General features: G+C 71.0%; 13 protein-coding genes. 1 reads left to right on the top strand and 12 read right to left on the bottom strand.

Translation table 11 applies throughout. The features are described from left to right. Positions 1-26: 26 nt before the first annotated feature. The 3 genes from HLB15_RS02535 to HLB15_RS02525 are packed head-to-tail and all read right to left on the bottom strand — an operon-like array spanning position 27 to position 3,169. Positions 27-896: a carbohydrate ABC transporter permease gene (locus tag HLB15_RS02535; protein WP_171103372.1), complete on the bottom strand. Its 870-nt coding sequence runs from the start codon at positions 894-896 to the stop codon at positions 27-29. A 1-nt stretch (position 897) separates the two neighbouring features. Further along, a complete protein-coding gene (locus tag HLB15_RS02530; RefSeq protein ID WP_229785399.1) occupies positions 898-1,872 on the bottom strand; it encodes a carbohydrate ABC transporter permease in 975 nt (324 codons plus the stop codon). Continuing rightward, a complete protein-coding gene (locus tag HLB15_RS02525; RefSeq protein ID WP_171103370.1) occupies positions 1,865-3,169 on the bottom strand; it encodes an ABC transporter substrate-binding protein in 1,305 nt (434 codons plus the stop codon). The genes HLB15_RS02530 and HLB15_RS02525 overlap by 8 nt, the downstream gene beginning before the upstream one ends. Before the next feature lie 164 nt (positions 3,170-3,333). On the opposite strand from HLB15_RS02525, the gene HLB15_RS02520 reads away from it, so the two are divergent. Then, on the top strand, positions 3,334-4,344 hold the full coding sequence (locus HLB15_RS02520; RefSeq protein ID WP_171103369.1) for a LacI family DNA-binding transcriptional regulator: 1,011 nt from the start codon (positions 3,334-3,336) through the stop codon (positions 4,342-4,344). Here the strand turns inward: HLB15_RS02520 and HLB15_RS02515 are convergent. The 9 genes from HLB15_RS02515 to atpA all read right to left on the bottom strand — a co-directional run bounded on the left by HLB15_RS02515 (position 4,341) and on the right by atpA (position 12,596). Beyond that, on the bottom strand, positions 4,341-4,934 hold the full coding sequence (locus tag HLB15_RS02515; protein ID WP_171103366.1) for a GNAT family N-acetyltransferase: 594 nt from the start codon (positions 4,932-4,934) through the stop codon (positions 4,341-4,343). The genes HLB15_RS02520 and HLB15_RS02515 overlap by 4 nt on opposite strands. A 98-nt stretch (positions 4,935-5,032) precedes the next feature. Continuing rightward, positions 5,033-5,653: a ribonuclease FAU-1 family protein gene (locus HLB15_RS02510; protein WP_171103365.1), complete on the bottom strand. Its 621-nt coding sequence runs from the start codon at positions 5,651-5,653 to the stop codon at positions 5,033-5,035. Then, complete coding sequence (locus HLB15_RS02505; protein ID WP_171103364.1) at positions 5,650-6,915, bottom strand: N-acetylglucosamine-6-phosphate deacetylase; 1,266 nt, start codon at positions 6,913-6,915, stop codon at positions 5,650-5,652. Before HLB15_RS02505 ends, HLB15_RS02510 begins: the two co-directional genes overlap by 4 nt. A 130-nt stretch (positions 6,916-7,045) precedes the next feature. Continuing rightward, positions 7,046-7,741, bottom strand: a complete 696-nt coding sequence (gene nucS / locus HLB15_RS02500) for an endonuclease NucS (RefSeq protein ID WP_171103363.1) — start codon at positions 7,739-7,741, stop codon at positions 7,046-7,048. Then, positions 7,741-8,166, bottom strand: coding sequence for a DUF2550 domain-containing protein (locus HLB15_RS02495; RefSeq protein WP_171103360.1), 426 nt, complete (start codon positions 8,164-8,166; stop codon positions 7,741-7,743). Before HLB15_RS02495 ends, nucS begins: the two co-directional genes overlap by 1 nt. 12 nt (positions 8,167-8,178) lie before the next feature. Then, positions 8,179-8,439 carry a F0F1 ATP synthase subunit epsilon gene (locus tag HLB15_RS02490; protein ID WP_171103358.1) on the bottom strand — a complete coding sequence of 87 codons (261 nt, stop codon included), beginning with the start codon at positions 8,437-8,439 and terminating at the stop codon, positions 8,179-8,181. A gap of 100 nt (positions 8,440-8,539) precedes the next feature. Further along, positions 8,540-10,015 (bottom strand): F0F1 ATP synthase subunit beta, encoded by a 1,476-nt coding sequence (gene atpD, locus HLB15_RS02485; protein WP_171103356.1) that lies wholly within the window; start codon positions 10,013-10,015, stop codon positions 8,540-8,542. Positions 10,016-10,070: 55 nt separating this feature from the next. Further along, a complete protein-coding gene (locus HLB15_RS02480; protein WP_171103354.1) occupies positions 10,071-10,964 on the bottom strand; it encodes a F0F1 ATP synthase subunit gamma in 894 nt (297 codons plus the stop codon). Positions 10,965-10,967: 3 nt separating this feature from the next. Beyond that, a complete protein-coding gene (gene atpA, locus HLB15_RS02475) occupies positions 10,968-12,596 on the bottom strand; it encodes a F0F1 ATP synthase subunit alpha (RefSeq protein WP_171103352.1) in 1,629 nt (542 codons plus the stop codon).

The following is a 12,596-nucleotide window of genomic DNA, read 5'->3' as shown; positions in this document are numbered from 1 at the left end:
CCTCGTTGCCTCTCGGTGGGACGCCGTCACTTGACCGCCCCTGCGGTCACGCCCCGGGTCAGGGTGCGCTGGAAGATCAGGAAGAACAGGACGGCGGGCACGAGCGACACGAGCGAGCCCGCGTTGATCGTCGGCGCGTCCATCATGCGGTCGCCCTGGAGGGAGGCCAGGGCGATGGGGATGGTCTGGGTGTCGTTGCTGGTGAGCATGACCAGCGGGATGAAGAACTCGTTCCAGGTCCAGATGAAGAAGAAGATCATCAGCACCGAGAGGGTCGGCCGCACGATCGGGAACACGACCTGCCAGAGGATGCGCCACCGGCTCGCGCCGTCGAGCGCCGCGGCCTCCAGCAGCGCGGGCGGGAAGGTGCCGAGCACGGAGGACAGCAGGTAGGTGCCGAACGCCGACTGGATGACGGTGAAGATGATGATCACCGACCACTGCGAGTTCGATAGGCCCACCGCCTGCGCCATCGTGAACAGCGGGTAGATCAAGGCCTCCTGCGGCAGCATGTTCGCCAGCAGGAACAGCGCGACGATCCACAGCCGCCCCTTGATGCGGCCGATGCCGATCGCGTACGCGTTGAGCAGGGACAGCAGCGCCCCGCCGACCGCGACGAGGGCCGAGATGAAGACCGAGTTCCAGAGCTTGACGGGGAAGTCGGTGCGCTCCCAGAAGCCCACCACGCCGTCGAGGTACAGCGCCGACGGCAGGGACAGCGGGCCGTTCGCCGCGTAGTCCTGCGGCGACTTGAACGCGTTGAGCAGCATGATGCCGAACGGCGCCAGGACGGCGAGGCCCACCAGCACGGCGGCGGCCAGCACGAGCCAGCGGGCGGCCCCGCGGCGGTACCGGGAGTCGATCCCGGTGGATCGAAGATCTGCGGCGACGGTCATCTCAGACCCCCTCCCTCTCACGCCGCTCGGCCCGGTTCTGCAGGCCGAGGATGACCAGCGCCACGACGACGATCACGAGCGTCAGCACGGTCGCGATGGCCGACCCGTAGCCGACCTGGGACTTGTCGAAGAAGCTGAGGTACGAGTAGTAGCTGGGCACGAGCGTCGAGCTCTCCGGGCCGCCCCGCGTCAGCACGTAGATCGGCCCGAACACCTTGAGCGCCGCGACGGTGCAGGTCAGCGTGACGACGAACGTCTCGGGGCGGATCTGCGGCACCGTGATCGCCCGGAACCGGTCCCACCAGCCCGCGCCGTCCAGCTCGGCCGCCTCGTACAGCTCGGGGTCGACGCGCTGCAGCGCCGCCATGAAGATGACCACCGGGTAGCCCATCTGGACCCAGATGAGCACGAGCATCACCGAGGGCAGCGCGGTGTCCGGGTCGCCGAGCCAGTTCGGCGGCGTCTGCACGCCGAGCCCGCGCAGGATCACGTTGAGGGCGCCGGTCTGGGAGTTCAGGATCCAGTTCCACAGCACGCCCGCCACCGCCACGGGCAGGATCTGCGGCAGGTAGTACGTGGCCCGCAGCACCGACGCCACGCGCGGGCCGAAGCGCCGTCCGAGGTAGTCGAACAGCACGGCGGCCAGGACGAGCCCGAGCAGGGTGGGCACGAGCACCATCGCCACGATCATCGCGAGCGAGTTGCCGAACGACGTCCAGAACTTGTCGTCGCCCAGCAGGTCGACGTAGTTGCCCAGCCCGTACCAGCGCAGCGGCGCCATGCCGCCGCGCCACTTGAACAGGCTGAAGTACACGTTGGTCAGCAGCGGGTAGCCGATCACCACGCCGAACGCGACCGCCCCCGGCAGCAGGTAGGGCAGGTAGCCCACCCACTCCGGGCGGCGGCGCGCCCGGCGCGGCGCGCGCGGACGCTCGTCCGCCCGCGCGCGCCGCTCGGCCAGGACGGTGTCAGCCATCGAGCAGGTCGGCCTTGCCGTCCTCGTACGAGCCCTGGAGCCCGTCAAGCACCTCGTCCGGCGTCTTGGACCGGTTGACGAGGGACTGCAGCTCGCTCACCAGCACGTCGTAGTAGCCGGCCACCGGCCAGTCCGGGTAGTACGCGAGGCCGTCCTCGTCGAGGATCGCCTGGAAGTTCTCGGTCAGCTCGCGCGTGCGCTCGTCCTCGATCGCCGACGCGTCGCCCGCCACGGGCAGGCCGCCCTCGACCGCGAGCACGTCCTGCACCTCGGGACGCAGCGTGATGTCGATGAACTCCTCGGCGAGGCTCGGCGAGTCGGCGTTCGCCGGCACGACCCAGAGGTTGCCGGACGAGCCCGTGTGCAGCGTGTTGCCCGGGAAGTTGAACTGGCCCCAGTCCGCCTGCATCTCGGTGGCGAGGCGGCCGAACCACCACGAGCCGCTGACCATGATCGGGTAGGTGCCGTCGATGAACGACACCCCCATGTCCTCCGCCGTCAGCGCCGCCGAGTCGGCGGCGATGTAGCCCTTGTCGATCCACTCGTCGAGCGTCTCGGTGGCCTGCGTCATGGCGTCGTCGTGGAAGTCGACGTCGTTCGCGAAGAGCTGGTAGTCGTCCACGAGGGCGCGGTCGCCGTGGGCGAGCACGAGCTCGTACCAGAGCTGGCCCAGGGGGTACTCCGCGCCGGCCTCGGCCAGGGGCGTCACGCCCTCGGCCTTGAAGGCGGCCAGGACGTCCTCGAGCTCGTCGAGCGTCGTGGGGACCTCGAGACCGAGGTCGGCGAACATGTCCTTGTTGTAGTAGACGCCGACGAACTCGCCGTAGTTGGGAACCCCGTACCAGTCGCCGGAGCCCATGAGGCCCTGCTCGTCGTACCGGGCCGTCGTCGCGAGCGACCCGGGCAGCTTCTCGGCCCAGCCGCGCTCCTCCGCGGCGTCCGTGAGCGGCGCCAGCAGGCCCTGGGCGGCGAGCTGGCCCGCCGTCGCGTTGCCCTTGTTGAACTCCATGACGTCGGGCACGTCGTCGCCCGTCAGCACGATCTTGGCGTTCTTCTGGATCTGCTCGAACGTCTGCTTCTCGACGTCGACCGTGACGTCCGGGTGCTCCTCCTCGAAGATCTCGATGGCCTTGGCCCAGGCCTTGCCCATCGCCGAGTCCTCGTTCTCGTAGTGCCAGATCGTCAGCGTGCTGTCGTCCGTGTCCCCACCGCCGGCGCTCTGGCCCGTGCAGCCGGTCAGGGCAAGTGCCCCGGCCAGGGCGGCCGCCGTGACGGCCGCTGTCCCGTGGTGCTTCATCGCATCTCCTTGGTTCTCGTCCCCGACGGCAGTTGTCGAAGCGGTTCAACACGCTAGCCCGTTGGTAATCCTCGTGTCCAGCCGCATTCTCAGGCTGATCGTGAGACCCGGTGTCGTAGCGCTTGCTCAACATGAGGCACACTGCTCCTGACAGGAGGAGCACCATGACAACGATCGACGACGTCGCCAAGGCCGCGGGGGTCTCGGCCTCGACCGTCTCCTACGTGCTGTCGGGCAAGCGGACCATCTCCGCGCCGACGCGCGCCCGGGTGGAGCGGGCCATCGAGAAGCTCGGCTACCGGCCGCACGCCGGGGCCCGCGCGCTCGCGTCGGCGCGCACCGCCGTCATCGCCCTCATGGTGCCCCTGCGGGTCGGCGTGAACGTGCCCGTCATCATGCAGTTCGTCGCGGGCGTGGTCACCCGGGCCCGCGACTTCGAGCACGACGTGCTGCTCCTGACCCAGGACGACGTCAGCGGGCTGGACCGCGTCACCAGCGGCTCCATGGTGGACGCGCTGGTCATGATGGACATCGAGGCCGACGACCCGCGCGTCCCGCTGGTCGCCGCCGCCAAGCAGCCCACCGTGCTCATCGGGCTGCCGCAGGACCCGGAGGGCCTGAGCTGCGTGGACCTCGACTTCGAGGCCGCGGGCAGGGTCGCGGTGCGGCACCTCGTCGGCACCGGACACACCGACCTCGCCCTCATCGGGTCACCGCCCGAGGTGCTGCGACGGCACACGTCCTACGCCGAGCGGCTCATGCGCGGGCTGCGCGACCAGGCCGCCGGCTCCGGCGCGGCCGTCACGGTCGAGGCGTGCGACTCGACGCCGTCCGGCGCGGTGCAGGCCGTCGACACCCTGCTGGACACGGCCCCGGACACCACCGGCGTCATCGTGCACAACGAGGCGGCCCTCCCCCACGTGCTCGCGCGGCTGGCCGAGCGCGGCCGGGTGCCCGGTACCGACGTGTCCGTCGTCGCCGTGTGCCCCACCGACGTCGCGCTCGCCCAGCGCATCCCGATGACGAGCATCGACCTGCCGGCCGAGGACATCGGCAAGGTGGCGGTCGACATGGTGATGGCGCGGCTCGGCGGCGACCAGCCGTCCGAGACGCGCCTGCTCGCGCCGGTGCTCACCGAGCGCGCGAGCTCGGCGCCCGGGCCGGCGGCCCGCTAGGCGTTCGCCGCGCCGACGTGCGCGGCTCTCGCGTGCTCCCGGTCGAGGATCGCGTAGACCACCTCGGTGGACCACACCCCGTCGCGCAGGTCGCTCTCCACCAGGCGCGCCTCCTGGCGCATCCCGAGCCGCTGCGCCACGCGGATCGACGCCGCGTTCTCCTCGTCGATGCGGGCGAACACGCGGTGGAAGCCGTACACGCCGAACGCCAGCGCGAGCGTCGCACGAGCAGCCTCCGTCGCCAGCCCCCTGCCCCCGGCGTCCGGGCGCACGGCGTAACCGAGCTCGGCCTGCCGCGGCCCCTGGGCGCGCTTGAGCATCGTCTCGCCCACGACGACGCCGTCGACCTCGACGGCCAGCACGAGCACGTCACCCGCGTCCGCGAACGGCGCGCTCGCCCAAGCCCGCAGCTTCTGCTCGGCCGCGGCCCGGTCCCAGGGCTGCTGGTACATGAACCGCACGACGTCGGCCCGCGAGCGCCAGGCGAGGAAGGCCTCGGCATCGGCGGCCGTCACGGGGCGCAGCCGGAGCCGGCCGGTGGTCACGGGCCAGACAGGTCCGGGGGCGGGACCGGAGGGTGTGGAGGGCACGCTCCGACCGTAGCGCCCGGTTCCCGGCGTGCCACCCGAATTGCGTGATCCGGGCGAGGCGGAGATTGCGCGCTGTGAAACGCCGGGTGAAGTGGGCCTCAGCGGCCCTCGTACGGCACGCTCTCCCACCCGGGCGGCACGTCGCGGGGCCGCCAGGAGGGGTCGGGAGTCCAGTCCGCCCAGGCCTTGTCCCACCAGAGGTCGCCGGCGTCGAGCAGGCGGGCGATCCGTGCGCCCTCCGCGCGGATCGCGTCCATCCGGCCGGGGTAGCGGGCCGGGCCGGTCTCCTCGAACTCGACGACGTCCTTGAACTCGTAGGTCTCGGCGTCGGCGGCCCACCAGACGTCGAGCTCGTGGTCGAGGGTGTCGAACCCGATGGCCGTGCGCCGCGGCGCGTCCTCGAGGTTGAGGTACCAGCCCTGGAAGGTGCGCTCGGGGCCGGACCAGAACAGGAAGAGCGAGTGCTCCACCCCGGTCCAGTGCAGCTCGAGGCGACCGTGGCCACGCCACGCGGTGGAGCCGGCGAGCTTCCAGGGGTGCTCGCCGACCGGGAACGTCCCCGAGGCGGGATAGGCCAGCGGCGTGCCGCCCGGCGTGTAGGTGACGAGCAGGTCGCCGTCGTCCTGGACGCAGACCTGCGGGATGGCGATCCACGGCTCGCCGCGCATGATCTCGCGGCGCACGACGGTCTGGCCGGGCCGGAGCACGGGACCGCTCATGCGGCCACCCCCGCCACGTCGAGCCCGTGCCGCAGCACGCGCACCGGGCGAAGGTCCGTGTCGGTGACGAGCACGTCCGCGCGGGCGCCGTCGACCAGCGCGCCGACCTGCCCGGTGAGGCCGAGCACGCGGGCCGGGACGGCGGTCGCGGAGCGCACGGCGTCGACCAGGGGGACGCCGGCGGCCACGGCGTGCCGCACGACGTCGACGAGGTGGGCGGTGCCGCCCGCGATCGCGCCGTCGTCGGCGGGGGCCGACGGGTCGTCGGGAACGATGCGGGCCACCCCTGCGCGGACGGAGACCGACATCGGCCCCAGCTCGTAGCGGCCGTCGGCGACGCCCGCCGCGGCCATCGCGTCGGTCACGAGGGCGACGTTGTCGGCGCCGACCGTCTCGAACACGGTACGCACGGTCGCCGGGTCGAGGTGCACGCCGTCGCCGATGAGCTCGACCACCAGGTCGCCCCGTGCGGCGGCCGCGAGGCAGGCCGCGATCGGTCCGGGCGCCCGGTGGTGCAAGGGACGCATCCCGTTGAACAGGTGCGTCGCCGTCATCCGCCCCGCCGTGCCGCCCGACGCCGTGCCGCCCGACGCGGCCAGGGCCTGCGTGACCTGCGCGATCAGCTCCTCTGCCTGCTCGGTGCTGCCGTCGGTGTGCCCGAGGGAGGGCAGCACGCCGAGCTCGACCAGCGCCTGCGCCACGCCGCCCGCGCCGGTGACGCCGGGGACCTCCGGCGCGACGGTCATGGTACGCAGCCATCCCCGCGCCGCCGCGGCCAGCTCCTTGACCAGCTCCACACTGCCTTCTTGCAGGTCAGCGGGGTTGTGGGCGCCGCGGCGGCGGTGCGAGAGGAACGGGCCCTCCGCGTGCAGGCCCTCGATCTCGCCCGCGTCCGCGAGGTCGGCGAGCACGGCCGCGCGCTCCAGCAGCACGGCGGGCTGTGCGGTGACCAGCGACGCGAGCAGCGCCGTCGTGCCGTGGCGGCGGTGCTCCAGCACGCCGGGAAGTGCCGCCTCGGGCGTGGTGGCGTCGGGGAACGAGGCGCCCCCGCCGCCGTGGTTGTGGAGGTCGACGAGCCCGGGCAGCACGTACGCGTCCGGCGCGGCGGGCGTGCGCGCGACGTCGGCCCCGAAGCCCGCGTCCGCGGCGTCCTGCGCTGCCCCCGCGAAGACGACCCGGTCGCCCGACACGACGACGACGCCGTCGTCCACCAGAGCCGATGCCTGAACCAACCGCCCGCGCACGACGACGACTTCACTCATGCGGACATCCTGCCATCGGTCGTCGCGTGCCCCGGCAGCGGCCACTCACCTTCGAACCCGACGTCTCTCGGCTTTGGCTGCCCCGAGAGCCGAGAAACGTCGGGTTCGAAGCCGATGATGCGGGGCGGACCTAGAAGAGCCGGGACTCCGGGTCGTCGACGCCGCGCATGGCGTCGTAGTCGAGCAGGAGGGTGGCGATGCCGCGGTCCTTGGCCAGGACGCGGGCCTGCGGCTTGATCTCCTGCGCCGCGTAGATACCACGCACCGGCGCCAGCAGCGGGTCGCGGTTGAGCAGGTCGAGGTAGCGCGTGAGCTGCTCGACGCCGTCGATGTCGCCGCGGCGCTTGATCTCCACCGCGACGGTGGCGCCGGTCGCGTCGCGCGCCAGGATGTCCACGGGACCGATCGCCGTGGGGTACTCACGGCGCACGAGCGTGTGTCCCTCCCCCAGCAGCGCGATCTGCTCGGCGAGCAGCTCCTGGAGGTGCGCCTCGACGCCGTCCTTCACGAGGCCGGGGTCGATGCCCAGGTCGTGCGACGAGTCGTGGTGCACCGTGAACAGCTCGACCTCGAGCCGGTCGTCCGACTTCGCGTGCTGGACCGTCCAGACCTCGGTGACGCCGCGCTCGGCGGCCTCGTCCGACGGCGCCCGCACGGCCAGCGTGCACGGCGGGCTCATCCAGTTCAGCGGCTTGTACGAGCCGCCGTCGGAGTGGATGAGCACGCTGCCGTCGGCCTTGACCACGAGCAGCCGCGTGGCGCGCGGCAGCATGGCGGTGAGACGTCCGGTGTACAGAGCAGAGCAGTCGGCGACGACCAGCCGCATCAGAGAACCAGATCCTGTCGTCCGGGTGGGGCGGCCTCGAGCCAGGAGGCGAGGCCGAAGTAGTCGCCGGCGGCGAGGTCGAGCTCGAAGTCGAGCCCGTCGTACCGGCACTGGACGAGGTAGTGGTCGCCCTGACCACGCTCGTCCGGGTCCAGCGGGGTGCGGCCCGTGACGGTCAGCCGCTCGCGGTACCACGTGCGGGCCGGACGGGGTGACAGCGACCAGCACCGCCACCACTCGATCCGGCCCACCGCGTACTGCGCGATGCCCGGCGTCCAGGACCCCTCGGGGTTACCGGTCGGCCGGGCGTTGCAGCTGAACGAGCCCACCCTGCGGGAGAGCGCGCGCAGGCGGGAGATGCCCGCCGCGAGCACGAGCGCGAGCGCGCCGAGCACCGCAATCGCGATCCATATGACGCCCGGCACCCGCGTCCTCCCTCAGACCAGGGAGATCTCGTCGACCACGAGGGTGACGAGGTTGTTGTCGACGGACATGAAACCGCCGGTGACCTGGGCCTCCAGGGCCGGACCCGACGCCGTGTCCACCGTGATCGTGCCCGGGCGGAGCACAGCCAGCAGCGGCGTGTGGTTCGCCAGGATGCCGACCTGGCCGTCCGCCGACGGCGCGCTCACCTGCGTCGCCGCACCGCTCCAGACCTTACGGTCGCGGGACACGAGGTCCACGCTCAGCTCTGCCACGAGAGCTCCTTCCGATGTCGCTGCGTGATGCCGCCCCTACCGGTCGGCCTGATTGTGGCACGACCGGCGGGGCGGCATCACGCCCGGGGATGTCCGAGGCTCAGGCCCCGTACTCCTTCTGGATACGGGCCCAGTTCTCCTCGAGCATCTCGAGGCCACCGATGTTGTAGAACGCCTGCTCGGCGATGTGGTCGAACTCGCCGTCCGCGATCTTCTTGAACGCCTCGATGGTCTCCGACAGAGGCACCGTGGAGCCCACCACACCCGTGAACTTCTCGGCCATGTAGGTGTTCTGCGAGAGGAACTGCTCGATGCGGCGCGCACGCGCGACGACCGTCTTGTCCTCCTCCGAGAGCTCGTCCACACCGAGGATCGCGATGATGTCCTGCAGCTCCTTGTTGCGCTGCAGGATCGACTTCACGCGGGTCGCGACGTCGTAGTGCTCCTGGCCCACGTAGCGCGGGTCGAGGATGCGGGACGTCGAGGCCAGCGGGTCGATCGCGGGGTACAGGCCCTTCGACGCGATCTCGCGCGAGAGCTCGGTCGTGGCGTCCAGGTGGGCGAACGTCGTGGCCGGTGCCGGGTCGGTGTAGTCGTCGGCCGGCACGTAGATCGCCTGCAGCGAGGTGATGGAGTGACCACGCGTCGAGGTGATGCGCTCCTGGAGGAGGCCCATCTCGTCGGCCAGGTTCGGCTGGTAGCCCACGGCCGAGGGCATGCGGCCCAGCAGCGTGGAGACCTCGGAGCCGGCCTGCGTGAAGCGGAAGATGTTGTCGATGAACAGGAGCACGTCCTGCTGCTGCACGTCGCGGAAGTACTCCGCCATCGTCAGCGCCGACAGGGCGACGCGCAGACGCGTCCCCGGCGGCTCGTCCATCTGGCCGAACACGAGCGCCGTCTTGTCGAAGACGCCCGCCTCCTCCATCTCACCGATCAGGTCGTTGCCCTCACGGGTGCGCTCGCCGACACCGGCGAACACCGACACACCACCGTGGTCCTGGGCGACGCGCTGGATCATCTCCTGGATGAGGACCGTCTTGCCGACGCCCGCACCACCGAAGAGACCGATCTTGCCACCCTGCACGTACGGGGTGAGCAGGTCGATCGACTTGATGCCCGTCTCGAACATCTGGGTCTTCGACTCGAGCTGGTCGAAGGCCGGGGGCTTGCGGTGGATCGGCCAGCGCTCGTTGACCTCGAACCGCTCGCCCTCGGCGAGGTTGAGCACGTCACCCGTGACGTTGAAGACCTTGCCCTTGGTGATGTCGCCGACGGGCACGGTGATGGGCGCACCCGTGTCGGTCACCACGGCACCGCGGACCAGGCCGTCGGTCGGCTTGAGCGCGATGGCGCGCACCAGGGAGTCGCCCAGGTGCTGCTCGACCTCGAGGGTCAGGGTGAAGGAGTCCGTGCCCTCGCCCGAGAGGTCGATCTCGGTGGTGAGCGCGTTGTAGATGTCGGGGATCGCGTCCTCGGGGAACTCGATGTCCACGACGGGGCCGATCACGCGAGCGACCCGGCCGGTCGCCGGCCCGCTCGTGTGGTCGACCGTGGCTTCCACGGTGGTGGCGGTCATACTTGCCTCGCTTCGGTGGGCCGGAGGGTCCTCCGGCGGGGAGTCTGTTGTCTGTTCAGGACGCCAGGGCGTCGGCACCGGAGACGATCTCGCTGATCTCCTGGGTGATGTCCGCCTGACGGGCCTGGTTGGCCAGTCGGGTGTACGTGCGGATCAGGTCCTCGGCGTTGTCCGTCGCCGTGTGCATCGCGCGCTGCCGGGCCGCGAGCTCGGACGCCGCCGCGTCGAGCAGGACGGCGTAGATCCGCTGCTCCACGTAGCGCGGCAGGAGCGAGTCCAGCACGGCCTCGGGCGAGGGCTCGAAGTCGTACAGCGGCAGGGCCTCGTTCTCCTCCGCCTCCGACACGCCCTCGACGACCTCGAGCGGCAGCATGCGCACCACGTGCGGGCGCTGCGTGACCATGTTGACGAACTGCGTCGACACCACGTGCAGCTCCGAGACGCCGTCCTCGTCCTCCGTGAGGAGGAACTTCTCGAGCAGCGCCTGAGCGATCTCCTCCGCCGTCTCCGGCGTCGGGCGCTCCGAGCCGTACACCCAGGTGCGAACCATGTCGCGGCCGCGGAAGGTGTAGTACGACACCGCACGACGGCCGGCGACGTAGAGGAGAACCTCCTTGCCCTCGGCCTCGAGCTGCTGGGTGAGCCGCTCGGCCTCACGCACGATCGACGCAGGGTACGAGCCCGCCATGCCGCGGTCCGACGAGACCACGAGGACGGCGGCGCGGTTGCCGCCCTCCTCCTGCGTCAGCGGGTGGTCGATGTTCGTGTGGGTCGCCACGGCCGAGACCGCACGCGTGATGGCCTGCGCGTAGGGAGCCGCCGCCGCCGTCTTCGCACGGGCCTTGCCGATGCGGGACGCCGCGATGAGCTCCTGGGCACGGAACATCTTCTTCAGCGACTGCGTCGACCTGATCCGTGCCTTGTAGACGCGCTGGGATCCACCGGCCATGGGTCAGGCCTTCTTCTTGACGACGATCTGTTCCTGCGCGACGTCGACCGGCCCGTCGTCGACCGCACCGCCGACCAGCGGCGTGCCGTCACCCTTCTGGAAGCCCGCGCGGAAGTCGTCGACGGCGGAGGCGAGCGCCTCCTCCGTGTCGGACTCCAGCTTGCCGGACTCCCGGATCGTCGACAGGACGTCGCTCTTGCGGCGCAGGTGGTCCAGCAGCTCCGACTCGAACCGCTTGACGTCCTCGACCGCGACGTCGTCCAGCTTGCCCTTCGTGCCGGCCCAGACGACGGCGACCTGGTCCTCGACCGCGTACGGCGTGTACTGCGGCTGCTTGAGCAGCTCGGTCAGCACGGCGCCGCGCTGCAGCTGCGCGCGGGACGCGGCGTCGAGGTCGGACGCGAACATCGCGAACGCCTCGAGCGAGCGGTACTGCGCGAGCTCCAGCTTCAGCGTGCCGGAGACCTTCTTCATCGCCTTGATCTGCGCGTCACCGCCGACGCGGGACACGGAGATACCGACGTCCACGGCGGGGCGCTGGTCGGCGTTGAACAGGTCGGACTGGAGGAAGATCTGGCCGTCCGTGATGGAGATGACGTTCGTCGGGATGTACGCCGACACGTCGTTCGCCTTGGTCTCGATGATCGGCAGACCGGTCATCGAACCGGCGCCCAGGTCGTCGCTCAGCTTGGCGCAACGCTCCAGGAGGCGGGAGTGCAGGTAGAAGACGTCACCCGGGTAGGCCTCGCGCCCCGGCGGGCGGCGCAGCAGCAGCGACACGGCGCGGTACGCCTCGGCCTGCTTCGACAGGTCGTCGAAGATGATCAGGACGTGCTTGCCCGAGTACATCCAGTGCTGGCCGATGGCCGAGCCGGTGTAGGGGGCCAGGTACTTGAAGCCGGCGGGGTCGGACGCGGGAGCCGCGACGATGGTCGTGTACTCCAGGGCGCCGGCCTCCTCGAGCGCGCCACGCACCGAGGCGATGGTCGAGCCCTTCTGGCCGACGGCGACGTAGATGCAGCGGACCTGCTTGGTGGGGTCGCCGCTCTCCCAGTTCGCCTTCTGGTTGATGATGGTGTCGACCGCGATCGCCGTCTTGCCGGTCTGGCGGTCGCCGATGATCAGCTGGCGCTGACCGCGGCCGATCGGGATCATCGAGTCGATCGCCTTGATGCCGGTCTGCAGCGGCTCGTGCACGGACTTGCGCTGCATGACGCCGGGCGCCTGGAGCTCGAGGGCACGGGTGCCCTCGGTCTCGATCGCACCGAGGCCGTCGACGGGGTTGCCCAGGGGGTCGACCACGCGACCGAGGTAGCCCTCGCCCACGGGCACCGAGAGCACGTCACCCGTGCGGCGGACCTCCTGGCCCTCCTCGATGCCGGTGAACTCGCCGAGGACGACGACACCGATCTCGCGGACGTCCAGGTTCTGCGCGAGGCCGAGCGTGCCGTCCTCGAAGCGCAGCAGCTCGTTGGCCATCACGCCCGGGAGGCCCTCGACGCGGGCGATGCCGTCCGCGGCGTACGCGACGCGGCCCACCTCCTCGGTGGCAGCTTCCTGGGGCTCGTAGGCCTTCACGAAGCTGTCCAGTGCGGCCCGGACCTCGTCCGGCCGGATCGTCAGCTCAGCCAT

Source organism: Promicromonospora citrea (assembly GCF_013004695.1).
GTDB classification, from domain to species: Bacteria; Actinomycetota; Actinomycetes; order Actinomycetales; family Cellulomonadaceae; genus Promicromonospora; species Promicromonospora citrea.
Note: the sequence above shows the minus strand (reverse complement) of the source record. Positions and strands in the feature narration are given on the sequence as shown.

Coding starts and splice junctions, on each gene's coding strand:
- HLB15_RS02535 (WP_171103372.1), bottom strand. CDS start 896: ATGACCGTCGCCGCAGATCTTCGATCCACCGGGATCGACTCCCGGTAC.
- HLB15_RS02530 (WP_229785399.1), bottom strand. CDS start 1,872: ATGGCTGACACCGTCCTGGCCGAGCGGCGCGCGCGGGCGGACGAGCGT.
- HLB15_RS02525 (WP_171103370.1), bottom strand. CDS start 3,169: ATGAAGCACCACGGGACAGCGGCCGTCACGGCGGCCGCCCTGGCCGGG.
- HLB15_RS02520 (WP_171103369.1), top strand. CDS start 3,334: ATGACAACGATCGACGACGTCGCCAAGGCCGCGGGGGTCTCGGCCTCG.
- HLB15_RS02510 (WP_171103365.1), bottom strand. CDS start 5,653: ATGAGCGGTCCCGTGCTCCGGCCCGGCCAGACCGTCGTGCGCCGCGAG.
- HLB15_RS02505 (WP_171103364.1), bottom strand. CDS start 6,915: ATGAGTGAAGTCGTCGTCGTGCGCGGGCGGTTGGTTCAGGCATCGGCT.
- nucS (WP_171103363.1), bottom strand. CDS start 7,741: ATGCGGCTGGTCGTCGCCGACTGCTCTGCTCTGTACACCGGACGTCTC.
- atpD (WP_171103356.1), bottom strand. CDS start 10,015: ATGACCGCCACCACCGTGGAAGCCACGGTCGACCACACGAGCGGGCCG.
- HLB15_RS02480 (WP_171103354.1), bottom strand. CDS start 10,964: ATGGCCGGTGGATCCCAGCGCGTCTACAAGGCACGGATCAGGTCGACG.
- atpA (WP_171103352.1), bottom strand. CDS start 12,596: ATGGCTGAGCTGACGATCCGGCCGGACGAGGTCCGGGCCGCACTGGAC.